The 24350-nt window shown below is 48.6% G+C and carries 23 protein-coding genes; 15 read left to right on the forward strand and 8 right to left on the reverse strand.

Features of this window, described 5'->3' with window-relative positions; all coding sequences use genetic code 11:
- Positions 1–2: 2 nt before the first annotated feature.
- The 5 genes from apaG to KJY73_RS02415 are packed head-to-tail and all read right to left on the reverse strand — an operon-like array spanning position 3 to position 5673.
- The gene (apaG, locus tag KJY73_RS02395) at positions 3–374 is read right to left on the reverse strand and encodes a Co2+/Mg2+ efflux protein ApaG (RefSeq protein WP_214339963.1); all 372 of its coding nucleotides are present in this window, start codon (positions 372–374) and stop codon (positions 3–5) included.
- The gene (gene rsmA, locus KJY73_RS02400; protein WP_214339965.1) at positions 371–1177 is read right to left on the reverse strand and encodes a 16S rRNA (adenine(1518)-N(6)/adenine(1519)-N(6))-dimethyltransferase RsmA; all 807 of its coding nucleotides are present in this window, start codon (positions 1175–1177) and stop codon (positions 371–373) included. The genes apaG and rsmA overlap by 4 nt, the downstream gene beginning before the upstream one ends.
- Positions 1174–2163, reverse strand: a complete 990-nt coding sequence (gene pdxA / locus KJY73_RS02405) for a 4-hydroxythreonine-4-phosphate dehydrogenase PdxA (protein ID WP_214339974.1) — start codon at positions 2161–2163, stop codon at positions 1174–1176. Before pdxA ends, rsmA begins: the two co-directional genes overlap by 4 nt.
- A gap of 4 nt (positions 2164–2167) precedes the next feature.
- Positions 2168–3448: a peptidylprolyl isomerase SurA gene (surA, locus tag KJY73_RS02410; RefSeq protein WP_214339976.1), complete on the reverse strand. Its 1281-nt coding sequence runs from the start codon at positions 3446–3448 to the stop codon at positions 2168–2170.
- A gap of 11 nt (positions 3449–3459) precedes the next feature.
- A complete protein-coding gene (locus KJY73_RS02415; protein WP_214339980.1) occupies positions 3460–5673 on the reverse strand; it encodes an LPS-assembly protein LptD in 2214 nt (737 codons plus the stop codon).
- Between the two features lie 265 nt (positions 5674–5938).
- Here KJY73_RS02415 and djlA point away from each other — a divergent pair, with 265 nt between their 5' ends.
- Positions 5939–6784, forward strand: a complete 846-nt coding sequence (gene djlA, locus KJY73_RS02420; RefSeq protein WP_214339982.1) for a co-chaperone DjlA — start codon at positions 5939–5941, stop codon at positions 6782–6784.
- A gap of 9 nt (positions 6785–6793) precedes the next feature.
- On the opposite strand, the gene KJY73_RS02425 is transcribed toward djlA, so the two are convergent.
- Together KJY73_RS02425 and KJY73_RS02430 are read right to left on the reverse strand one after the other, a co-directional pair.
- Positions 6794–7387 (reverse strand): peptidylprolyl isomerase, encoded by a 594-nt coding sequence (locus KJY73_RS02425; RefSeq protein WP_214339983.1) that lies wholly within the window; start codon positions 7385–7387, stop codon positions 6794–6796.
- Between the two features lie 11 nt (positions 7388–7398).
- Complete coding sequence (locus KJY73_RS02430; protein ID WP_214339984.1) at positions 7399–8526, reverse strand: methyltransferase; 1128 nt, start codon at positions 8524–8526, stop codon at positions 7399–7401.
- Positions 8527–8553: 27 nt separating this feature from the next.
- On the opposite strand from KJY73_RS02430, the gene KJY73_RS02435 reads away from it, so the two are divergent.
- The 14 genes from KJY73_RS02435 (at position 8554) to nqrM (ending at position 21827) form a co-directional block, all read left to right on the forward strand.
- Positions 8554–9153, forward strand: a complete 600-nt coding sequence (locus tag KJY73_RS02435) for an alpha-ketoglutarate-dependent dioxygenase AlkB family protein (protein WP_214339985.1) — start codon at positions 8554–8556, stop codon at positions 9151–9153.
- 244 nt (positions 9154–9397) lie between these two features.
- Complete coding sequence (gene bolA / locus KJY73_RS02440) at positions 9398–9721, forward strand: transcriptional regulator BolA (protein ID WP_206593327.1); 324 nt, start codon at positions 9398–9400, stop codon at positions 9719–9721.
- 193 nt (positions 9722–9914) lie between these two features.
- Positions 9915–10352: a TRAP transporter small permease subunit gene (locus tag KJY73_RS02445; RefSeq protein ID WP_332874153.1), complete on the forward strand. Its 438-nt coding sequence runs from the start codon at positions 9915–9917 to the stop codon at positions 10350–10352.
- Positions 10352–11719 carry a TRAP transporter large permease gene (locus KJY73_RS02450; RefSeq protein ID WP_214339986.1) on the forward strand — a complete coding sequence of 456 codons (1368 nt, stop codon included), beginning with the start codon at positions 10352–10354 and terminating at the stop codon, positions 11717–11719. The genes KJY73_RS02445 and KJY73_RS02450 overlap by 1 nt, the downstream gene beginning before the upstream one ends.
- A 24-nt stretch (positions 11720–11743) precedes the next feature.
- Positions 11744–12841, forward strand: a complete 1098-nt coding sequence (locus tag KJY73_RS02455; RefSeq protein WP_214339987.1) for a TRAP transporter substrate-binding protein — start codon at positions 11744–11746, stop codon at positions 12839–12841.
- Between the two features lie 185 nt (positions 12842–13026).
- Positions 13027–14205 carry an enoyl-ACP reductase FabV gene (gene fabV / locus KJY73_RS02460; protein ID WP_214339988.1) on the forward strand — a complete coding sequence of 393 codons (1179 nt, stop codon included), beginning with the start codon at positions 13027–13029 and terminating at the stop codon, positions 14203–14205.
- 464 nt (positions 14206–14669) lie between these two features.
- Positions 14670–16010 (forward strand): Na(+)-translocating NADH-quinone reductase subunit A, encoded by a 1341-nt coding sequence (locus KJY73_RS02465; protein ID WP_214339990.1) that lies wholly within the window; start codon positions 14670–14672, stop codon positions 16008–16010.
- A gap of 3 nt (positions 16011–16013) precedes the next feature.
- Positions 16014–17240: an NADH:ubiquinone reductase (Na(+)-transporting) subunit B gene (locus KJY73_RS02470; RefSeq protein WP_214339991.1), complete on the forward strand. Its 1227-nt coding sequence runs from the start codon at positions 16014–16016 to the stop codon at positions 17238–17240.
- Positions 17230–17988 (forward strand): Na(+)-translocating NADH-quinone reductase subunit C, encoded by a 759-nt coding sequence (locus KJY73_RS02475; RefSeq protein ID WP_214339992.1) that lies wholly within the window; start codon positions 17230–17232, stop codon positions 17986–17988. The genes KJY73_RS02470 and KJY73_RS02475 overlap by 11 nt, the downstream gene beginning before the upstream one ends.
- A 13-nt stretch (positions 17989–18001) precedes the next feature.
- Positions 18002–18634, forward strand: a complete 633-nt coding sequence (locus KJY73_RS02480; protein WP_102797495.1) for an NADH:ubiquinone reductase (Na(+)-transporting) subunit D — start codon at positions 18002–18004, stop codon at positions 18632–18634.
- 3 nt (positions 18635–18637) lie between these two features.
- Positions 18638–19246, forward strand: a complete 609-nt coding sequence (nqrE, locus tag KJY73_RS02485) for an NADH:ubiquinone reductase (Na(+)-transporting) subunit E (protein ID WP_214339993.1) — start codon at positions 18638–18640, stop codon at positions 19244–19246.
- Between the two features lie 22 nt (positions 19247–19268).
- Positions 19269–20501: an NADH:ubiquinone reductase (Na(+)-transporting) subunit F gene (nqrF, locus tag KJY73_RS02490; RefSeq protein WP_206593335.1), complete on the forward strand. Its 1233-nt coding sequence runs from the start codon at positions 19269–19271 to the stop codon at positions 20499–20501.
- Positions 20502–20585: 84 nt separating this feature from the next.
- Complete coding sequence (locus KJY73_RS02495; RefSeq protein WP_214339995.1) at positions 20586–21584, forward strand: FAD:protein FMN transferase; 999 nt, start codon at positions 20586–20588, stop codon at positions 21582–21584.
- 9 nt (positions 21585–21593) lie between these two features.
- Positions 21594–21827 carry a (Na+)-NQR maturation NqrM gene (gene nqrM / locus KJY73_RS02500; RefSeq protein WP_188689220.1) on the forward strand — a complete coding sequence of 78 codons (234 nt, stop codon included), beginning with the start codon at positions 21594–21596 and terminating at the stop codon, positions 21825–21827.
- Between the two features lie 578 nt (positions 21828–22405).
- Here the strand turns inward: nqrM and KJY73_RS02505 are convergent.
- The gene (locus KJY73_RS02505) at positions 22406–24301 is read right to left on the reverse strand and encodes an alpha/beta hydrolase family protein (protein ID WP_214339997.1); all 1896 of its coding nucleotides are present in this window, start codon (positions 24299–24301) and stop codon (positions 22406–22408) included.
- Between the last annotated feature and the right edge of the window lie 49 nt (positions 24302–24350).

Below are 24350 nucleotides of genomic sequence, written 5' to 3' on the forward strand. Positions count from 1 at the left end.
ATTCAATTGATCAGGTTCAGTACCGCCAGCCGGAAGATGGCTATTGGCGCCTGAAAGCGCTCCCCGCAGGGGCGCTGCATCTCGTAATAGCCTTGCATACTGCCTACCGGTGTATCGAGCAAGGCACCACTGCTATATTGGTAAGTCTCTCCAACCTGAATAATGGGTTGTTTACCCACCACGCCAGCGCCTGATACTTCAGTAGTCTTGCCATTGGCATCGGAGATCAACCAATAACGGTTGAGCAGTTGGACGGGTTCATTACTCTGATTGGTAATGCTGATATGGTAGGCGAAAGCAAACTTATTCCCTGCCGGATGTGAACTGTCTACCAGGTACTCGGTTTGAACTTCAACAACTATAGGTGTTTTCATGCTTTGTCTTCTGGCTTGATGTGATTCGCCAGTGCTGCAAAATCTTCCAGACTTAGATTCTCTGCGCGTAAATCGGGCTTGAGACCAAGTGTCTCAAAGGTTTGCTCGTCAATCAGTTCGCGTAAGCTATTGCGGATAGTTTTGCGACGTTGATTGAAAGCCAGCGCGCAGACACGATTCAAATCTTCCAGACGATTTACTTGCACTGGTTTCACTTTGTGCGGAACCAGTCTGACAACCGCAGAGTCGACCTTAGGTGCCGGTTTAAACGCACCTGGCGGTACTTCCAATACTGGAATTACCTGACAATGATACTGCGCCATAACCGACAGACGTCCATAATCTTTACCACCTGGTGATGCAGCTAAGCGCTTCACCACTTCTTTTTGTAACATGAAGTGCATGTCCTGCACTTTGTCTGCGAAGCTGAATAAATGGAACATCAGCGGGGTGGAAATGTTGTACGGCAAGTTACCAAAGATTCTCAGTGGATTACCGTCCTCAAGTAATTGCGTAAAATCATAACGCAGGGCATCACTTTCAATGATATTCAATTTGCTGGCGATGAAAGGATGGGTGCGCAGCCTGGCTGCCAAGTCTCGGTCAAGCTCAACTACAGTTAGTTTATCTACCAACTCACAGACAGGTTCGGTAATGGCACCAAGGCCAGGACCTATCTCCACCAGATTTTGGCCCGACTTTGGGGCAATTGCGCTGACAATCTGAGAAATAATATATTGATCGTGCAGGAAGTTCTGACCAAAACGCTTGCGGGCGGTGTGCCCTAAATGTTGCTTACTCATTTGCGAATACCTGCTAATTCTATGGCTCTGTGTAATGCCACAGAGAAGCTGCCAACATCGGCTTGTGAGGTGCCAGCCAGATCCAAGGCTGTGCCATGGTCTACCGAGGTTCGGATAAAAGGCAGGCCTAAGGTAATATTAACGGACGCTCCAAAGCCCTTATACTTGAGTACGGGTAAACCTTGATCGTGATACATGGCAAGTACTGCATCAGCTTGCTGTAGGTATTTGGGCTGGAAAATCGTATCGGCCGGCAAGGGCCCCTGTAAATCAAGCCCTTCGGCTCTTAACTCATCAAGGGCCGGTATGATGACGTCCAGCTCTTCGCGGCCAATGTGGCCGCCTTCCCCGGCGTGCGGATTCAGGCCGCAAACAAATATTTTCGGCTTGGCGATGCCAAACTTCAGTTTCAGGTCCGTATTTACTATATGAATGACTTTATGCAGTCGTTCGCGGGTAATGGCTTTTGACACATAAGCCAGGGGAATGTGAGTTGTCGCTAACACCACTCTCAATCCCTCGGTGGCCAGCATCATAACCACATCCGGGGTATTTGCCTGCTGCGCAAAGTATTCCGTATGGCCACTGAAGGAAATCCCAGCTTGATTAATGATGCCTTTGTGTACTGGGCCAGTCACCACAGCATCAAATTCACCGCTGATATTCTTCTCACTGGCCTGACGTAGTGTTTCAACTACGTAGTGGCCATTAACGCTATTTAGCTCTCCGGGCACCACCTGGGCTTCAGCGGGAATATCGACCAGGTAAGCTTGACCTGGTCCTAAGACTCTGTGATTGTCGGTGGAATAGGGCTGTAACTCCAGGGGAAGCCCTAACAATGCTGCACGCTGTTTCAGCATGTTACCGCAGGCAAATAAAACTAACTGCGCATCCCATTGTTGCTGCAGTAAATTTATGACCAAATCCGGGCCGATACCGGCAGGTTCGCCCGGCGTGATGGCTATTCTGACTGAACGTTGACTCAAGGACTTACTCCAAAACCTCGATATAGGCTTCGTCGCGCATCTCTCTTAACCAGTTATCTGTTTCCTCGGCAAACTTGCGGTTAAACAGCAACTGGTAGGCCTTTTCCTGCTGAACTTTGTCAGTGGCATCACCGGTGCGTTTATCCAGTAACTGCGCCAAGTGCCAGCCGTGAACGGTTCTGAATGGTTGGCTGATCTCGTCTTTAGCAAGCACATTTAAGGTGTCGCGGAATTCTGGTACGTAGATTTCGGGGTCTGCCCAGCCCAACTCGCCACCTTTTAAGGCTGAACCGGGATCGGCTGAGTGTTGCTTGGCTAAGGCGGCGAAATCAGCTTCACCTGCCAGTACCTGGGCACGGAAATCTTTCAGCATCTGTTCGGCTTTTTCCTCGCTTAGAATCACCGAAGGTTTGATCAGAATATGACGTGCATTTACTTCTGTGATTTCTACCGTTTGAACGCCGCGCAAATCAATAATCTTCAGAATGTGGAAGCCGGCACCACTACGAATAGGGCCGATCAGTTCATTCTGTTTTTTACCTTGTACGGCTTCGGCGAACAGCGTTGGCATGGCGTTGATATTCATCCAACCCATGTCACCACCATCAAGTGCCTTCGCGCCGGAAGAGGAGGCGATAGCAATCTTGGCAAAGTCGGAACCGTTGTTGAGCAGTTCCAAAACCTTGTCAGCGCGGGCACGAGTAGCGTCTACATCTTCTGGTGTTGGTTCAGGTGGAAAACCAACCAAAATATGCCCCAGGTGATATTCGGCCTGTTGCTGACCTTGTTGTTCAATCAGTTTCACCAGGCTATCGATTTCCTGCGGGGTGATGTAGATGCGGCGGCGGACGTTGGCGCGGCGTACTTCACCAGTGATCAACTCACGGCGAATTTCTTCGCGGTAGCTGTCGTAGCTCACCCCTTCCTCGGCCAGCTTTTCCCGCAGAGTATCGAGAGTGACCCCTTCCTGACGGGCGATATTGGCGATGGTCTGCTCCAACTGAGGGTCACTGATTTGGATCCCCATACGTTCAGCCATTTGCATTTGCAGATTGGTCAGAATCAGACGTTCAGTGGCCTGGGTGCGAAGTGCCGCATCGGAAGGTAATTCCTGACCTGAAGTTACGGCGTTCTTTTTGACCGACGAAACGAGTTCCTGGATCTCACTCTCAAGAACCACGCCCTGGTCAACAATCACGGCAACCTTATCCAGTTCGACCTGTTTAGCATGAATGCCCATGCTTGCCAGCATCAGCGCGGAACACAATACTGCTTTTATTTTCATAGTTTTCATCATTAATTATTCAAAAAATACGGTTGTCTGTAGCCAAACAGCCCTTCGTCTAACAGGGTACGCGAACTCTTCTTACTGCCAACCCCTTTAAATACGAATTCGAGCAAGATAGTGGTATCAAACTCTTCAGTACTTTGACCACCAGCGGCATCAAAGCGGTTACTCAAGTAGCGCATACTACCGAACTGTAAGGCCCAACAGCATGATTCATATTGTAAGCCAGTGAAGCTTTCGATGGTACGCTTGCCATGTAGATCCTTGTACCAACGGCCAACCCAGTGCCAATTCTGACTGAGCGGCCAACTGGCAGTAACACCCAACTGGTTAATTTCTTCTCCAGAAATGTCCCTGACGTAGCGATGGCTGATTTGTACTAATTTGTCAGCACTCATCTGATAGTCCAACGTCAGATTGCTACGCTCCACTTTTTGATTGGAAGAAGACAATTGCAGTGCTGAACGCGCCACCCATTTACTACTTAGACGCCAATCCAATTCAGCGGCCAAGGCTGAACGGTCATCTTCCCGACTGTATTCCTTCAGCTTGGTATTGTTGAAGTAAAATATCTGCCCAAGACTGAGTTTGAATCTCTCCTGATGGTTTTTATCCAGCAGTCGGGTAGTAACCCCAATCGTTAAGTGGTTGGAGTCGCTGATGCGATCCAGGCCGACAAACTCCTGCCCCCTGAACAACCCTGTATAGTCATTGAGTAAGCGGTTACTATCGTACAGCCCTATGCCATCCTGATTTTCGTAGCTGGTATACAAATACTGAAACTTTGGTTCCAGTGTCTGAGTCATGTTGCTGCCAAAGAGTTCCGTTTCGCGTTCGAAATTGATGGCACCATAAATCCGCCCTTGTCCCAGAGTGCGACTGACATTTTCCTGCAATGCTGAGCCTTCTGGTAAATCCTGCTTGTACCAGGTTTGCAATAAGCTGGCTTCGGTCAGCAACTCGCCCCAGGCATTTTGCAGCGGTACACTCAAAGTCGGCATCATGTGTAAACGAGTCGCCGAAGGCGTATCGTCACGCCCGTCTTCAAAATGCGCCAGCTCTGAACGCACCCTGAAGTTCAGATATTCTGATAACGGTTGGCGGTAGTTCAGTTTAAGTTCGGGCACGGCCCGGTAGGCACTTGGGTGGTCACCGATGATTTCAAAGTCTCGCACCTCAGCAGAAAAGTCCAAGGGCTCGGAGTAGTAGTTTACCGCCAGGGTTTGATACATATGCGTATCCCCCCGGTTAAAGTAATCAGAGCCTAAATCAACAAAGTAGTTGTCATCACTCAGGCCGTTTATCTCTGCGCTTACTTGCCAGTTTTCAGACAGCTTGCCCTGGTGCAGGAAACGATAGAAGTAGCGAGACTTATCCAAATCATAGCGTCGATCGTCAGGCAGATATTCCACATCAACCTGACCCTGATGTTCTTCGGTCAGATAACGAAACTCTGTTTTTAGTTGTACACCACGGTCGGTCATCACACGAGGGCTGATGGTCGCGTCATAATTAGGCGCAATGTTCCAATAAAAGGGTTGCTCATAGCTCACCCCCACTTTGTCTGATGTAGACATTTTAGGGAACAATAAGCCCGTTTGACGTTCGTCTGTCACAGGGAACTTAAAGTACGGCAGGTAAAAAACCGGCACACCGCCCAGATAAAAACGGGTATTGCGTGCTGTGCCCCAATTGTCATTTGGACTCAGTTCCAAACTACTGGCACGAATCTGCCAGTCCTCACTACCTTCCGGACAGGTCGTAAAGCTGACGTCTTTAAGTGCTAACCCTTCTTCATTGTCTAGCTGGATACTGTCAGCTCTTCCACGACCTGCAAAGCCCAGCATTTGATATTCGGTACTGTCCAGACGCAATTGGCCTGAAGCCAAATCCAAATCAATCTGTTCACTGTTTACCTGAATTTGCTGATCCAAAAAGCGGATATTGCCGTCTGCATGCAGAGTTTTGTCCGCTTTATTGATTTCTGCGCGCTGGGCTTGAATATGCCCTTGCTCACTGACGATTTCGACGTTACCGCTAAATTGCGCGAGAGTGTCCTGCTGTATTTGTGTTTTGGCTGCCTTTACATGGATATCGCCTGGGTTGCTCAAGTTGGCTTGTGGCAGTTGTGGCATCAAAGGAACTGGACATTCAGTTTGTTGCGCCGCTGCGGCCGAGCTGAACAGCCAGAAAATGGCAAAAGACAGGCGCTTCATTCTCATAGGTGGTGGGAAGTCCCTTTGATTGAATAAACAGTGACTATTGGCTAGTGGCCAGATTTTAAGGGTTTCGACCAGTTTTACCAGCAGAGTTACAGAAAAGCAGGGTGAAATTGCGATTTTTTCTGCGGCAGTGGAGCAACGGTATGTCGATTTTTATTGGCGGATTATGTCACTTAGGGACTTGCTATCTTCATTTGCTAGTTCCGATTCGTTATATTTAGCCGCGCAACCGTTAGCTTGACTACTTTCTACAAGGATACGCTTCATGCCCATATGGGGAAAACTGCTAGGTACGTTTTTTGGCTTTATGTTTGGCAGGATCCCCGGCGCTATTCTCGGCTTTATTGTTGGCCATTTGTTTGACAAAGGTTATAGCCAGAATTTTGACCAGATGGGCGGGTTTGGGCGCTTCTTCGGACAAGGCGATGACTTCAAACGCCAGGCCATTTTTTTCCATGCGCTGTTTGCTTGTATGGGGCATGTTGCGAAAGCCAGTGGCCAGGTCACCAACGAAGAAATCAGGATGGCGACCAGCCTGATGGATCAGATGGGGCTGACTGGTGATACCCGCCGAGAAGCACAACAGGCCTTTCGTGAGGGCAAGGCGGCGGATTTCCCACTGAAAGACATTCTGCTCGAGTTCCGTGAGTCCTGCCACGGACGCCGGGATATTATGCAGGTGTTTCTGGAAATCCTGATTCAGGCCGCTTATGCCGATGGCAGCCTCGATGCTGCGGAACAAAAGGTGTTGGAAAGCGCTGCCAGTCACCTGGGCTTCCGTAAGCATGAGTTGCTGTATTTATTGTCGGTGTACGAAGCGGAACTGCGTTTCAGAACGCGCAGTCACCACAGACGCACTCACAGCGGACAAACAGGGAGGCAGACTTACACCGATGCCAACAGTTTAGATGATGCTTACAAAATTTTGGGGGTAAGTAAGCAGGACGACATGGCGCAGATTAAAAAAGCCTATCGGAAGTTAATGGCTGAACACCATCCTGACAAATTAGTGTCCAAGGGCCTGCCCAAACAGGCCATGGAGATTGCTAAAAATAAGGCGCAGGATATACAGGCGGCGTACGAGCTGATTCGTCAGCAGCGGGAAAAATAGCCTGATTGATTAGAACTGCTGGGGAAGCAAGGTGGCCTTTAGCAGAACCACCGGTTCTACAGGTACATCCGGCCAGCCCCAGGTCGGATGTACCTGGGTTTCCACAGCGGCGATTTTGTCCAGTACCTCTGTTCCTTCCACCACCCGGCCAAATACTGCGTAGCCCCATTTGCGGCCCGGATTCAGACTGGGATTGTCATTCATATTAAAGAAAAACTGCCTGCCCGCCGAATGGGGATCGTTCTCCCTGGCCATGGCAATAGTGTATAGCTCGTTTTTGTTACCATTCCCGGATTCATTGAAAATAGTTTTCATCACAGGTTTGGTGTTGAACTCTTGGTCGTAGCCACCGCCCTGTACCACAAAGTCCTGAATAACCCGGTGAAAAATGGTGCCTTCGTAGCTGCGCTTATCAACGTACAGCAAAAAGTTGTTGGTGGTGATGGGAGCGGCAGCCCGGTCAAGTTCGACAACTATGTCACCCATACTGGTTTCCAGTTTTACCTTCGGGAACAGGTTTCCCTTTTGCAATTGTGAACCGTCGTCGGCAGCCTGTAGCAAAGGGGAAAAACACATTAACAGCAAGGCCAGAATGCGTGGCATAGTGATGCTCCTTATTTCTTGAACGCCGATAAGATAACGAATTTATTGTTCACTGCAACCTGACGGCAGCCGCCAAACAGTCGTTTCAGTTTATCCTGGTAGCCTAAATGACGGTTGCCGACAATGCGCAGTTCACCACCATTACGTAAAATATGCCGGGCATCGCTAAACATTTGCCAGGCAATATGATCGGTGATGCGTTGTTGCTGGTGAAAGGGCGGATTGCACAGCACAAGATCCACTGACTGGGCTGGCACCTGCTCCAAACAATTGCTGGCAATAAATTCACAAACCGCTAATTGCTCCGGCATATTACTGGCGACATTCAGCTTCGCTGAGGCCACCGCCATATAAGATTCATCGACGAAAAGTAATTTGGCTGGCGGACTTTGTTGCAACAGACTCAAACCCAGTACACCGTTACCACAGCCCAAATCTATCACACGTTTATGACGGGTATCCGGAAGATGGTTAAGCAGGAAACGCGCACCTATATCCAATTGAGCGCGGGCAAATACATTGGCATGATTGTGTATGGTCAGGCCGCTGCCCTCCAATTGCCAGATGGTTGGATAAGGACTGACAGCCGGTGTTCGTGGCTCCGGCTGGCAAAAAATCAGTCGGGCTTTTTTACGTGCCAGTGAAGTACGTGTGGCCCCCAGATATTTTTCAAACAGTGCCAGGGTCGATTTTTGAATCTGATTGACTTTGGCAGCGGCGATAATCCGGGTCTGCGCATTGACCTTAGGTTGCAACTGAATAAGCTGATGTTCCAGCAGGGCCAAGGTTTTGGGGATCTTCAGCAAAACCATATCGGCAGGCTCATCAGGTAAACTCAAACTGTCAAACCAGCGTACTTGCGACTCATCTATGCCATTGGTATTGAGGTTTTGTGCTAAGGCCAGGCGACTTACCTGTGAGTCATTTATCCAGGCGGGAGACCACGCTGCCAGAAAACAGCCCAAGGCACCGCAATCATCATTGAAAATCAGCAAGTTGGCAGGTCTTTGCAGGTCTTTAATCTCTTCTAATAGCAACTCATCTGCGGCATCCCAGGCCTGTTCACTTTTATCCTGTAAACGGGCGGGATAGCGTTGCAGCTTAAGGCTGCGCTCATTTGCAGTTAGAATGACCTTCATGGATTCGTCGCTCTCAGTTGATAATAGATGCAGCAGTCTTTGTTCAATCCCGGTCAAATTTCGCTCCCTCAGGCTGAGTTGGACTACCGGGCAGATTTTCTCTCAGAGGCAAAAGCCGATACCTTGTTATTGTGCTTTCGCCAGTCATTAAATTGGCGGCAGGATTCTATCAAACTCTACGGTAAAGTGGTGAAAATCCCCAGATTACAAGCCTGGTATGGCGATGCAGACAGTAGGTATCGATACTCTGGCTTAACCATGACCCCTTTGCCCTGGACTGAGGAGCTTTGGGAACTAAAACAACACTGTGAGCAAGCTTGCGGGCATAGGTTTAATTCGGTGCTGGCGAATTGGTACCGCGATGGCAACGACAGTATGGGTTGGCATGCAGACAGCGAGCCTGAATTGGGTGACAACCCTGTAATTGCGTCGGTCAGTTTGGGGGCTTGCCGCAATCTGGATTTTCGCCATATTCACAGCAACGAAAAGTACCGAATTGCTTTGGCTCATGGCAGTCTGCTGATAATGCAAGGCACTACCCAGCATTATTGGCAACATGCCATTGCCAAGACGCGCCGGGTCAGTGAAGGACGAATCAATCTGACCTTTCGTTATATCAAGGCTTAGGGACAGCTTGCCTGATTTAGACGAATCTACGGTTATAAATGGGTATATATCCTCGCTTAAAAAATATATCTCGACGGCTCAGGTGGTTATCATTGAAACCCGGCTTTATGAGGTAAATGAGGGTTGTAACCTTGCTGGCGAAAGCTAAATTTAAACCAGAGGGATGATAGCCGGAGCGTTATTCGGCGGCGGCGTAAAAATGCTTCAATGCATGCCGGAAAATAGCAGTAAAAAGGGTTGAGAGATGAATATTCAAAGCGTAATCGAAGAAAAATTGTTGTCCCACTTTCAGCCGGCGTATCTGGAAGTGATCAATGAAAGCCACCAACATAATGTGCCTATGGGTTCAGAAACGCATTTCAAAGTGGTACTGGTTTCGCCTTCGTTTAGCGGCGAGCGCCTGATTAACCGACACAGGGCCGTCAATGCCGTGCTCAAAGATGAATTGGCAAATCATATTCATGCATTAGCATTGCACACCTACACAGACAGTGAATGGCAAGGATTGTATGGTGGTGCCCCTGATTCACCCGCCTGCCTCGGTGGTTTGAAACGAAAAGTGTCTTAGGACACTTTTTTTATGCCCGTTGTACGGCTCACCGTTCCAATCTGGTAAAGATTTTGTTAAAAGCTTGCTGCAAATTAAAAAAATAAACTGTCGACTCGTGCAACCTGTAACGTCATCTTCTCTGGTTATAGACCGAATAAACCTGTATTTGTGCAAAGGCATTAGCTGGCTCACGCTGCTGATGGTGGTGCTTGTGTTCACCATCGTATTGTTGCGCTATGGCTTCAATCTAGGCTGGATTGCCATGCAGGAGTCGGCGATGTATTTGCATGCGGCAGTATTTATGCTTGGCTGTGCACATACTTTAAAAGCCGATGAACATGTACGGGTAGACATCTTCTATCGTAACTGGTCTGCCAAAACTCGTGCCATGATTGACTTGGCTGGCGCGTTGTTGCTGCTGTTACCGGTTAATATTTTTATCTTTTTTATGAGTTGGGACTACGTAGCCACCTCCTGGCGGTTGTTAGAGGACTCTCCTGAAGCTGGCGGGCTGCCATTGGTGTTTTTGCTTAAAAGCTTAATCCCGCTATTTTGCCTTACGATGAGCCTGCAAGCCCTGGCGCAAAGTTGGATTAATTGGCGGGTCTTGCGTGGTTCGAACTTGCAGACAAGTCAGGAGCCTGGTTGATGGAATATCTTGCCCTGATTTTGTTTGTACTGGTTTGCCTGGTGTTAATGCTGGGTTACCCGGTTGCCTATGCATTGGCAGGTACTGCACTGTTATTCGCGTCTGTCTGCGCCTTGTTTGGTGCCTTTGATATGGCCTACCTGCATGCCTTGCCCAGTCGTCTTTACGGCATAATGACCAATCAAACCTTGCTAGCCGTGCCGCTTTTTGTATTTATGGGCATGATGTTGGAAAAGTCCAAAGTGGCGGAACACTTACTCGCTGCCATGTCTCAGGTATTTGGCCGTTTTCGGGGGGGGCTGGCACTATCTGTGATTTTAGTGGGTATGTTAATGGCTGCCAGCACCGGTATCGTGGGGGCGACTGTGGTGACTATGGGGCTGTTGTCATTGCCCAGCATGCTAAAACGCGGTTATCACCCTGCATTTGCCACAGGTAGCATTTGTGCAACCGGCACGCTGGGGCAAATTATTCCACCCTCTATTGCGCTAGTATTGCTGGGCGATGTGCTCTCCAGTGCGTATCAGCAAGCGCAGCTCAATATGGGTATCTTCTCTCCGGACTCTGTGTCGGTAGGAGACCTTTTTGTCGGTGCCTTGGTCCCTGGACTGATGTTGGTTGGTTTATACCTCGCCTATGTATTGCTGAGTGCCAAACTGCGCCCTCACTGGTTCGAGAGTACTAGTGAGAAAGGCGTATCTATGCAACTAAAGCCTTTGTTAAAGGCGCTGCTGCCGCCGCTGGTGTTAATGCTGTTGGTTTTAGGCTCCATCTTGGCTGGTTTGGCTACCCCTACCGAAGCGGCAGGGGTAGGGGCGATGGGGGCAATTGTGCTGGCGTTGTTTTCGCGTCAGCTTAGCCTTAATACGCTCAAAGACGTGATGCTTGGTACCACTAAAGTAACCTCCATGGTGTTTCTTATTTTGATTGGCGCTTCGGTTTTCTCACTAGTATTCCGGGGACTGGGTGGAGAAACCTTGATTGAAGATTTCTTCACTGGGTTGCCCGGCGGCACTCTAGGGGCGATGTTGCTGGTCATGCTGGTGATCTTTTTACTTGGTTTTATTCTGGATTTTATTGAGATCACTTTTGTGGTGGTGCCTATCGTTGGTCCGGTGCTCCTAGCCATGGGCGTTGATCCGGTTTGGCTGGGCATTATGATTGCGGTGAACTTGCAGACATCTTTCTTAACACCGCCTTTTGGTTTTGCGCTTTTCTATCTGCGCGGTGTAGCGCCGTCGTCGGTAAGAACCGCGGATATGTACAAAGGGGTAATCCCCTTTATTGTTATTCAACTACTGTTGCTAGTCATGCTGGCAATCTGGCCTGAATTGGTGACCTGGCTTCCCGACACCTTATATAGCTAGCCTATCTAACATGGAGATATGAACATGAAGTGGTTTTATTCGGCCTTTTTGGCTGGCGCAGCAGCACTAACACTGCTGGGGTGTGGTAAAGAACCGACGAACACCGACCAAAGCGAGGCCAAGCAGCAACACTTTGAGTGGAAATTGGTGACGTCCTGGCCGAAGAATTTTCCAGGACTTGGTCGTGGACCTGAGACCTTTGCCAAAATGGTAGAAGAGATGTCTGGCGGTAGACTGAAAGTGAAAGTGTACGGCGCAGGAGAACTGGTTCCAGGATTTGAGGTGTTTGATGCCGTATCCAGCGGTACCGCACAGATGGGCCATGCCGGCAGTTATTACTGGAAGGGTAAGGCCCCCGCCGCGCAGATTTTTACTGCTATTCCGTTCGGCATGAATGTAACGGAAACGAATAGCTGGTTGCACTATGGTGGCGGTTTGGCGTTGTGGAGAGAGGTCTATAAACCCTTCGGTGTGATTCCTTTCGCTGGCGGTAATACCGGGGTGCAGATGGCAGGTTGGTTTAAAAAGGAAATTCACAGCATTGACGATTTTAAAGGTCTAAAAATACGTATGCCCGGTTTGGGGGCGGAAGTATTGAAGAAAGTCGGTGCCATACCTGTTGCGCTGACGGGAGGGGAGATTTTTACTGCTTTGCAAACCGGTGCGATAGATGCCACTGAATGGGTTGGACCATACAACGATTTAGCCTTCGGGCTACATAAGGCCGCGGACTATTACTATTATTCTGGCTGGCATGAACCCGGTGCCATGCTGGAATTTACCGTAAATGAGCAAGCCTTTAACAGCTTACCTGCCGATTTACAGAGCATAGTGGAAGTGGCAACTCGCGCCGTTAATCAGGACATGTTGGATGAGTATACGGCTCGCAATAATGAAGCCATGGCTGCACTTAGGGACAAACATGGTATCAAAGTGTTACCGCTTCCCGAGGATGTTATGCTGGCCCTTCGTGCTGCATCATTGGATGTTTTACAAGAGCAAGCCGCCCAAGACGCACAATTTGCTAAAGTTTACGCTTCTTATGCTAAGTTTCAGCAGCAAGTTAGCGCCTATCATGAATTGTCAGAGATGGAGTATTACAAGAACCGTCAGGCAAAATGATAATACAGGTCTCATTGTTAAGGGGACGCGATGGCGTCCCTTTGTTTTTTGGCGCTATCACTTATTTATAATTTGCTGCCCTTGCACAGATGAGTGAGGCATGAAAGTGGAAATAAAGTGTTCAGAGTTGTTTCTGGCGCGGGTGTCTTTACAATGTCGGCACTTCTTATAAAGGAAAGGTCCCTATGGTTATTCAGCCGAAAATACGTGGCTTTATCTGTACCAATGCGCATCCAGTGGGCTGTGCGGTTAATGTTCAAAAACAGATCGATTACGTCAAGCAGCACGGCGTACAGGGGCAAGGCCCCAAAAATGTTCTGGTGTTAGGCTGCTCTACCGGATACGGGTTAGCCTCGCGCATCGTTGCTGGTTTTGGCTACGGCGCCAATACGCTAGGCGTATGTTTCGAAAAAGAAGCGTCAGAAACTAAAACCGCGACGGCTGGCTGGTACAATACCGCTGCCTTTCATAACAAGGCTAAGGACGCCGGAGTCTATGCCAAAACCTTAAATGGTGATGCCTTTTCAAACCAAATGAAGCAGGATGTTATTGATATCATCAAGGCGGATTTGGGCAAAATCGATCTGGTGGTATACAGCTTAGCCTCTCCGCGTCGTACCGATCCCAACACCGGTGAGGTGTATTCGTCCACGCTCAAGCCCATAGGCGGCAGCATTACGACCAAAAACCTTAACACCTCCAAGCGTATCATCGACGAAGTAACCGTAGAGGCGGCAAACGAAGATGAAATCGCCAACACGGTAAAAGTCATGGGTGGTGAAGACTGGGAACTGTGGATCAAAGCATTGAAAGATGCCGGTGTGCTGGCCGAAAACTTTATTACTACGTCCTACACTTATATTGGTAAAGAACTTACCTGGCCTATCTATGGTCATGCCACTATAGGTAAGGCTAAGGAAGACCTGGATCGTGCTACCCAAGTGATCCGTGAAATGACGGCTGACCTTAATGGTGAGGCTTTTGTCTCTTCGTTGAATGCAGTGGTGACTCAGGCCAGCTCTGCCATTCCTATTATGCCGCTATATATTTCGGCCCTTTTCAAGGTGATGAAAGGCGATGGTACCTATGAGGGAACCATCGAACAGATTCATGGCCTGTTTACCGATAACTTGTATGCTGAGCAGCGCCGTTTTGACGAAGGCGGTCATTTGTTCCAGAACTACAAAGAACTGGAAGATTCTGTGCAGCAACGGGTTCAACAGGTTTGGGACAGCGTGCAAACAGAGACCATTGATGAGATGACCGACTATGTGGGCTATCACAATGAGTTCCTGCATTTGTTCGGATTTGGCTTTGAAGGTGTCGATTACGACGCCGATGTCAGTCCTCTGGCTGAATGGTAAGTTGATAAAAGACCGCCCTTGAGGCGGTTTTTTTATGCCTGAACTGTTTTGGGGAAGGGGCCTTAAAAAGTTCCACATGTTCCTCTGAGCTACTACCAAAGTATCAGAGAATGAGTGGCATAAACAAACATTTGCATGGCGAAGAGACGGGGTTTAATGCTAAAATGCCGGGTTTGAGAGATAGGTCTATCTTTTTCAAAGATCCCTCCCATTGGTAAGGCGTGTTGTGAACCTGTAAAGGTTCGCAGATGTTGAGTACAGGATGTTGCTCGTCAATGCAGACAGGCTTTTTTGCATTGATATTGCAGTAGTGGTTGGGAAAATCGTAAAGAGAATTGCAGGCGCTTGTTACTGGATGACAGACAACAGGTGGGGTTAGTTTCGAATACTCATCAGGATTGGCCTTGGTGAGACTTCAGGATGAATCCTGATGAGTATTCAGTAAATAAGTAGTGCAATTGCGTATGATAAAAATCACCAAAGGGTTGGACCTCCCTATCACGGGAGCGCCACAACAACAGATCCATGACGGTCCCCGGATTACCCGGGTCGCTGTTTTGGGTGAGGAATACGTCGGAATGCGGCCTACCATGGCCGTCGCCCAAGGCGATACTGTCAAGAAAGGCCAGGTGCTTTTCGAAGACAAGAAAAATCCCGGTGTTAAATTTACAGCTCCAGCTGCAGGTACCGTCGTGGAAGTTAACCGCGGCGCTAAGCGTGTTCTGCAATCAGTGGTCATTGAGTTGGCCGGTGATGATCAGGAAAGCTTTGCTAAATACGATGCTGGTCAGTTGTCTTCACTAAGCCGTGACGATGTAGAAAAGAATCTGGTGGATTCCGGATTGTGGACTGCACTGCGTACACGTCCTTACAGCAAGGCGCCAGCATTGGGTACTACGCCCCGTGCCATTTTCGTCAATGCCATGGATACCAATCCTTTGGCGGCGGATCCTGCCATCATCATTGCCGAGCGCAAAGATGACTTTGCAAACGGCTTGAGCGTATTGCGTCGCCTGACTGAAGGTAAGCTTTACGTAAGCAAGGCACCAGGTGCTGATATTGCCGTTGGCTCGGCCCAGGTTGAAGTGAACGAGTTTGCGGGTCCTCACCCTGCTGGTTTAGTGGGTACCCATATCCATTTCCTGGATTCAGCCGGTGCCGGAAAAGTCGTATGGCACCTGAATTATCAGGACGTCATCGCGATTGGCCATCTTTTCACTACCGGTGAAATTGACAACCGCCGTGTTGTTGCTTTAGCTGGCCCAGCGGCTAAATCACCTCGCTTGGTACGTACCCTTGTGGGTGCCAGCACTGAGCAACTGACAGCCGGTGAAGCTCAAGAAGGTGAAGTTCGCGTGGTATCGGGTTCGGTACTGTGTGGTACTCACGCTCATGGCGTACATGCGTATTTGGGACGTTTCCATCTGCAACTTAGTTTGCTGGCGGAAGGTCGTGAAAAAGAGCTGTTTGGTTGGCTACGTCCAGGTAGCGACAAGCATTCTGTAACGCGCGCCTACTTGGGGCACCTCAGTCCTAAGCGTCTGTTCAATATGACCACTACCACCAATGGCTCTGACCGTGCCATGGTGCCAATTGGCAACTACGAGCGTGTGATGCCTTTGGATATTCTTCCTACTTTGTTGCTGCGTGATTTGCTGGCAGGCGATACAGACAGTGCCCAAACACTGGGTTGTCTTGAGTTGGATGAAGAAGATCTTGGTTTGTGTACCTATGTTTGCCCAGGCAAGTACAACTACGGTCCTGTACTGCGTGATTGCCTGACCAAGATAGAGAAAGAGGGCTAATCCATGAGCTTGAAAGAATATCTCGAGAAAATCGAACCCAATTTTGAGCCGGGTGGTAAATACGAAAAATGGTATGCCCTGTATGAAGCAGCTGCGACCATTTTCTATACCCCTGGTATGGTTAATAAGTCAGTTACTCACGTACGTGACAGTATTGACCTGAAACGCATCATGATTATGGTGTGGATGGCAACCTTCCCGGCCATGTTCTACGGTATGTACAACGTTGGTTACCAAGCGCATCACGCTATTCTTGGCAGTGATGCGATAACTTGGGCGGCAACAGTAGAAGGCTACTGGCAGGCTGGTTTGTTTGCTGCCCTTGGCGGCGAATTAGGTACACAAAGTACCGGCTGGTTGGCCATGTTTGGCTACGGTGCCTGCTTCTTCCTGCCTATTTATGCTGTGACCTTTGCGGTCGGTGGCTTCTGGGAAGTGCTGTTTGCCTCTATCCGTAAGCATGAAGTTAATGAAGGTTTCTTCGTAACCTCCGTGCTGTTTGCCCTGACCTTGCCTGCGACTATCCCACTATGGCAAGTTGCCCTGGGTATCAGTTTCGGTGTGGTTATCGCCAAGGAAGTGTTTGGCGGCACTGGCCGTAACTTCCTGAACCCGGCCTTGTCTGGTCGTGCCTTCCTGTACTTCGCCTATCCTGCGCAAATCTCCGGTGATGCTATCTGGACCGCAGCTGACGGTTTCTCTGGTGCTACGCACCTGGGCCAAGCGGCGTCTGGTCAAATCACTGATTGGAGCTTGAACGCTGAGTGGTGGAATGCTTTCTTCGGTAGCATTCAAGGTTCTGTCGGTGAGACGTCAACGCTGGCACTGCTGATTGGCGGTTTGTTCATTATGTATCTGCGCATCGCCTCCTGGCGTATCGTGCTGGGTGTGATGGCCGGTATGGCACTGTTTAGCACCCTGCTTAACATGATCGGTAGCGACACGAACGCCATGTTTGCCATGCCTTGGTACTGGCACTTGGTTACTGGTGGTTTTGCCTTCGGTATGCTGTTTATGGCTACCGACCCAGTATCTGCTTCCTTTACCAATAAGGGCAAGTGGGCATATGGCCTGTTGATCGGCTTTATGTGTGTGATGATTCGCGTGCTCAATCCCGCCTTCCCTGAAGGTATGATGCTGGCGATCCTATTCGCTAACCTGTGGGCACCCCTGTTCGACTACTTCGTTGTTCAAGGCAATATCAAACGGAGGATGGCACGTGTCAGCTAAGAAAGAAACTTTAGGAAGAACAGTTGGCGTTGTTGTCGCTGTCTGTCTGGTATGTTCCATCGTAGTATCTGGTGCTGCAGTGGGCCTGCGGTCTTTACAACAGCACAATGCCGCGTTGGACAAGCAAACTAACATTTTGGATGCAGCCGGTTTGCTGGCTGATGCCAAAGGTGATATTGCAGGAACTTATAAAGCGCGCGTTGAAGAGCGTTTTGTTGACCTGAGCTCTGGCGACTACGTAGAGAAGCCTACCGCTGACTACGATATGTACAAAGCTGCCAAAGACCCTGCCACTAGCACTAAGTTGGAAGGTAGTAATGTAGGTTTCCAACGTAAACCTAATGTTGCTTCTGTATACTTGGTCAAAAACGATGCAGGTCAGGTTAGCCGCATTATTCTGCCCGTGCATGGCAGTGGTTTGTGGGATCTGATGTATGCCTTCCTGGCAGTTGATGCCGACGGCCAAACTGCTCGTGGACTGGTTTACTACCAGCAAAAAGAAACCCCCGGACTGGGCGGCGAAGTGCTGAACCCTAGTTGGAAAGCGAAGTGGGACGGTAAACAACTGTTCGAAGACGGTGAAGTAGCCATCAAAGTAAAGAAGAACCCTTCTCCTGATGATGTGCACGCTGTTGATGCGCTGTCCGGTGCCACTCTGACCAGTAATGGTGTGCAACACTCGTTGGACTTCTGGTTGGGTGAGCAAGGTTTTGGCCCGTTCCTGGCCAAGCAACCCTGGAAGTCTTGAGGAGGCAATCTAAATGGCAATGTCTAAAGAAACCAAAAAGGTGTTGTTTGGTCCGATTCTGGACAACAACCCTATCGCATTGCAGGTACTGGGGATTTGCTCGGCACTGGCAATTACTACCAAGTTAGAAACGGCACTGGTTATGTCATTGGCACTAACCGCGGTTGTTGCGTTCTCTAACTTGTTTATCTCGTTAATTCGTAACCAGATTCCTTCTAGCGTGCGGATCATCATTCAGATGACCATCATCGCGTCTTTGGTAATAGTGGTAGACCAGATCCTCAAGGCATATTCCTATGAGATCTCTAAACAGCTCTCGGTATTTGTTGGCTTGATTATCACCAACTGTATCGTTATGGGGCGGGCAGAAGCTTATGCCATGAAAAACCCACCCATGATGAGCTTCTTGGATGGTATCGGTAATGGTCTGGGTTATTCCTTTATTCTGATCGTCATAGGTACCATTAAAGAACTGTTCGGTTTCGGTACCATTCTGGGCTTTGAGATCCTGCCTCTGGTGCAAAACGGTGGTTGGTATCAGGGCAACGGTCTGCTGATTCTGCCATTCAGCTCATTTATTCTGATTGCCGGTATGATTTGGTTTATCCGTACCATCCGTCCGCAGCAAGTTGAGCCCAAGGAGTAACGCATGGAACATTATCTGAGTTTGTTTGTTCGTTCGATCTTTATCGAGAACATGGCCCTTTCTTTGTTCCTTGGTATGTGTACTTTCCTGGCCGTTTCCAAGAAAGTCAAAACAGCCATGGGTCTGGGAGTCGCGGTAGTGGTGGTTCTAGGTATTTCTGTACCTGTTAACCAGGTTATCTACACCAGCATCCTGGCACCAGGTGCTCTGGCGTGGGCCGGTTTCCCTGATGCTGACCTGAGCTTCCTGAACTTCCTGACCTTTATCGGTGTTATCGCCGCATTGGTACAGATTCTGGAAATGGCACTGGACAAGTTTTTCCCTGCTTTGTACAACGCGTTGGGTATTTTCCTGCCGCTGATTACCGTTAACTGCGCCATCTTCGGTGGTGTGGCATTTGCGGTACAGCGCGAGTACAACTTCACCGAAAGTATTGTGTACGGTGTAGGTAGCGGCATTGGTTGGGCTTTGGCTATAACCCTGCTGGCTGCGGTACGTGAAAAACTCAAGTATGCCGATATGCCTGATGGCCTGCGTGGTCTGGGCTCGGTATTTATGATTGCTGGTTTGATGGCACTGGGCTTCCAGTCCTTCACCGGTATTTCTCTGTAACGCGCTGCACTTGGAGGTTCTAATGAATCAAATAGAGATTTATCTGGGTGTCGGCATGTTCATCGCTATCGTGCTGGCTTTGGTGTTCATTATCATGTTCGCCAAGTCTAAGCTGGTACCGGCCGGTGAAGTGACCATTCTGATCAACGACGACCCAAACAAAGCCATTAAGGCGCAGCCCGGCGACAAGCTGCTGGGTGCCTTGGCGAATGCTGGTATTTTCGTATCCTCTGCTTGTGGTGGTGGTGGCTCATGTGGCCAGTGCCGTGTGCATATTCATGACGGTGGTGGTGAAATTCTGCCGACCGAATTGGATCACATCAGCAAGCGTGAAGCGCGCGAAGGTTGCCGTCTGTCCTGTCAGGTAGCTATCAAACAGGATATGAAGATCGAGCTGGAAGAAGAAATCTTCGGTATCAAGAAGTGGGACTGTACTGTTATCTCTAACGATAACAAAGCAACCTTCATCAAAGAGCTGAAGTTGGCGATTCCTGCTGGTGAGAGCGTACCTTTCCGTGCCGGTGGTTATATTCAGATTGAAGCGCCACCTCATCACGTTAAGTACAAAGATTTCGATGTTCCTGAGAAATATCGTGGCGATTGGGAGCGCTTCGGCTTCTTCAACCTGGAATCTAAGGTTGATGATGAAACAATCCGTGCTTACTCCATGGCTAACTATCCGGAAGAGAAAGGCATTATCATGCTGAACGTACGGATTGCGACTCCGCCGCCAAATAACCTGAGCCTGCCTTGCGGTAAGATGTCCTCGTACATCTGGAGTCTGAAAGAAGGTGACAAGGTGACTATCTCTGGTCCGTTTGGTGAGTTCTTCGCTAAAGAGACCGAAGCCGAGATGGTATTTATCGGTGGTGGTGCAGGTATGGCCCCCATGCGCTCGCACATTTTCGACCAACTGCGTCGTTTGAATAGCAAGCGTAAGATTTCTTTCTGGTACGGTGCCCGTTCACTGCGCGAAATGTTCTATGTAGAAGATTTCGACACGCTGCAGGCCGAGAACGAAAACTTCAAATGGCATGTGGCCCTGTCTGATCCTCAACCAGAGGACAACTGGACAGGTTACACCGGTTTTATCCACCAAGTATTGTTGCAAAACTATCTGAAGGATCACCCGGCGCCGGAAGACTGTGAATTCTACATGTGTGGACCACCCATGATGAACGCAGCCGTTATCAACATGCTCAAAGATTTGGGCGTTGAAGACGAGAATATCCTGCTGGATGACTTCGGCGGCTAAAGTAAAGAAGGGGCATCGCGCCCCTTTTTTGTTTGTCTGTACAGATGCATGATCTATCCGATTTATTTATTTTCAGGAACCTCAATGAAACGACTCTTTAGTATCGGCTTGTTGTGGCTGTTGCTGGCGGCTTGTTCGCCAGCACCTACCGAAGTGGCGTTGGCCGGTAAGACCATGGGCACCACTTACCATATCAAGTTTGTTAACCACGCCAAGCTGGACGAGCAGGCGCTGCAAACTGAGATTGACGCCGCCCTGGCCCTGGTCAATAAGCAAATGTCTACCTATGACCCTGACTCAGAGTTGTCGCGTTTCAACCAATGGCAAAGCCTGGAGCCTTTTTCGCTCTCACCGCAAACTCTTAAAGTGATGCGTGAGGCCAAACGCTTAGGTGAGATCAGTGGTGGCAAGTTGGATGTTACTGTTGGCCCACTGGTGAATTTGTGGGGCTTTGGCCCTAAGGCAAGACCAGAGCATGTGCCGACGCAACAGATAATTGATGAAGCCAAGGCGCAGACAGGCTTGCACAAGTTGCTGCTGCAAGACAGTTCTGCATCCAAGACTCAGCTGGATTTGTATGTGGACCTATCTACTATTGCCAAGGGCTATGGCGTTGATGTGGTGGCCGACATCTTGGATGCGAAAGGACTTCATGATTATCTGGTGGAGATAGGTGGAGAAATGCGCCTGTCGGGCGTAAAAGCCAATAGTTCACCTTGGCGTGTCGCGATAGAGAAACCTCTGTCTTCGGAGCGTGCAGTGCAGCAGATTATCAGTGTAGGTAATAACGCCGTGGCCACTTCCGGTGATTATCGCAATTACTTTGAAGAGAACGGCGTTCGCTATTCGCACCTTATTGACCCGACCACGGGTTATCCCATCCAACATAATTTGGTGTCAGTTACTGTTGTGCACCCGTCCAGTATGACGGCTGATGGTTTGGCTACTGCTATCAATATAATGGGAGCGGAAAAGGGTAAAGCCTTTGCCGAGGAACATAATTTAGCCGTTTTGTTGATCACCCGAGAAAAGGACGGATTTAAGGCGTATAATAGCGCGGAATTTGAGCCCTTTTTGCAGTAGGAACTTAACGTGAGTACCTTTTTTCTAGCCTTTGGATTCTTTCTTGTGGTGGTTGTGGCGATGTCTGTCGGCTATTTACTGCAGAGAAAAACCATTTCCGGCAGTTGCGGCGGCCTGGGTGCACTGGGCATTGAAAAAGCCTGTGATTGCCCTGAGCCCTGTGACAGGCGTAAAGCCAGAGAAGCCCGTGAGCAAGCCCGCCAGGAAAAGCTCAAGGAATGGCAGCGCAATCAAATATTGTGATTTCGAGATTTAAAAGGCCTGTTTAACCAGGCCTTTTTTTGTAGTCAGTTTTAAGCCTCCTCCTATGGCGTGGCGTTCCTCCAAGCAGATAGAGCGACCATGCTAGAAACTGCCCCTTGTTTGTGAGCCGCTTACTCCGCCGTTGTTCTTATCACAATGTGTGGATGCCCAAGCACAATTATAAGCTTCAGCAAGGTCAGCGTCTTATTGAAGTATCTAGGGGGCAACATCACGCAGTGTGACGTAAATGTTCTGGTCGGTCATGTCTATATGGCAGTGAGAACTTTACTTAGTTTGAGGGGCTCTGAGTTGATGGGGAAATTAAAACGTAGAACTGTACATAACTTACTCTGCAGACCACTTTATCAACCAAATGAAATCTGTGAATGTACTGCTTCGAGCAAAAAGGCACTTCGCAGATTAGCTAGTCGCTGAGGAATAAACTATTCGCAGGTAAGTGCAAGGATAAGCAAGCCAAAGTGGCAAAGGGAATCAACATTTTTTATCGATATCTTTAACAGAAAGGCACCCTGGAAGGGTGCCTGAAAATATCAACCGCTACGCTGGTGGATTTTTTACTATTTACACTTTGTATTTAGCCAATCTACTAGCGCATTGTAAAACTGTGTCTTGTGATCGTAAAAGAGGGTGTTTGAGAAATGGTCGGCACCTTCAAGTTCGATATATTTATAATCCTTACCAAGCTTCTTCAGCTTTTCAACAAACAATCGACTGTGTTCTACAGGTACTCGTTGGTCGATGCTGCCATGAATAACCAGTATGGGTACATTAACTTTTTCTACCTGATCAAGTGGATTAACCCCTTTTATGGTTGGGCGCTGTAATTCTCTTGAAAAGCGGCTTTCATTCAGAGTGGCATTTATCCTACCCAGATCACTCACCCCTGCACCGGCAATACTGCATCTGTAGATATTATTTTCTCGCATTGAGGCTACGAAAGCGGAGTATCCACCAAAGCTCCAACCAAACATACTTAATTGATCGGCTTTGGCTAATCCCTTGGATACTAAGAACTGTGCAGCATCATCCATATCATCCTGCATCTTCAATCCCCATTGTTCATCACCAGCTATCCAATGTTCTAAACCAAAACCTTCAGAACCGCGAAATTGAGGTTGAATCACAAGATATCCATGACTGGCCAGCAGCTGAGACCATTCGTCATAAATAACGACATCTCTGGCCCAGGGGCCGCCGTGGGGCAGCACTACTGTGGGGAAGGGCTTCACTCCTTTCGGAATCGTTACGTAGGCTGGAATTTTTCTACCGTCTCTGGCTTTAAAACTGATGTACTTAACATCGGACAATTTATCACTGGTAAGGGTTGAAACATTGCCGATTAAGGTCAGATCTTTCTTATCTCTAAGTAAGAAGTAACTGCCAGGATCTTTGTCACTTTGGGTGAATATAACAATGGCGTTGTCATCGTTAGAGCGACTGGAAAGGCGGACAAACTTGTTCTCAAATAATGCCTTAATGCCTTCAAAGAGCGCTTCCTCATGTTCAGACACATAGTATTGTTCGGGTTGTTTTTGGGTATAGGTAAAACCTAATAAGGCTCCACGGCTTTCGGGCTTGTTGCTTAAGGCAAGGCCGTCCACATCGACAGATTCCAACCCAAACAAACGTTCTGAATATTGCCCGGTTTTGATGTTGTAGAGGTAGATGCCAGCTTTATCTTCCCCACGTGTGGCTCGGACATATATCTCCTGTGGATTTTCTTTTGAGAAACTTAGAAAACTAAAGGTTTCTCTTTTCGTTGGTGAGATGCTTTTTACCAAAACCCAGTCGGCATCAACATCAGCTCTGGCATAGAGCTCTATGGTATTTTCTGCTGAGTTGTAACCTGACGCTGCCCTGATTTCTCCTTGAGCATCAGGGACAAAGTTGCCACTTTGTTTTTCATTGCCACGCATGACAGTTCTTGAGCGGCCAGTGTTGATATTTAGTCTTACAACATCTGGGATGCGGTTCGCATTGATATCATACTCAAGAAGAATTTCATCTTCGTCATCAGGTAATATGCTGAGAAGATTGAATTCTGAGCGGTTATCTTCTCTGAATGGAACTAACCAATTGCCGCTGCCATCGGCATTAACAACGGCATATTTAACCACCCAATAGTTGCGGTTGCCGTCTTGAATATTTTGCCGAAATCGGACGCCGAGCTTCTTGTTGTTTAGCCAGTTGAAACCTGTGATTTCCATCTTATCCGCTCCCAATCTGACAGGAGATGATTCGAGTGCGTTTACGTTACGCACTTCGATGATGTAGTCACCGTTTTTACTGGTTGCTCGTAATACTGCGAGTTTGGTGCCGTCAGCTGAAACTCCTGCTTGTTCAATGGCTGGCAAGGCCGCAAAGGCATCTATTAATTCACTTCCTTGCACTTGTGCGTAGGTTGCTGTCGAGATAGCACAAGATACCCATAATGCAGAAACAAACTTCTTCATTGTTCTATTTCATCCGTATCTATTTGAAACAAAAGGCACCTGTTGTATT

The sequence above is a fragment of the Bowmanella yangjiangensis genome, assembly GCF_018531185.1.
GTDB lineage: Bacteria > Pseudomonadota > Gammaproteobacteria > Enterobacterales > Alteromonadaceae > Bowmanella > Bowmanella yangjiangensis.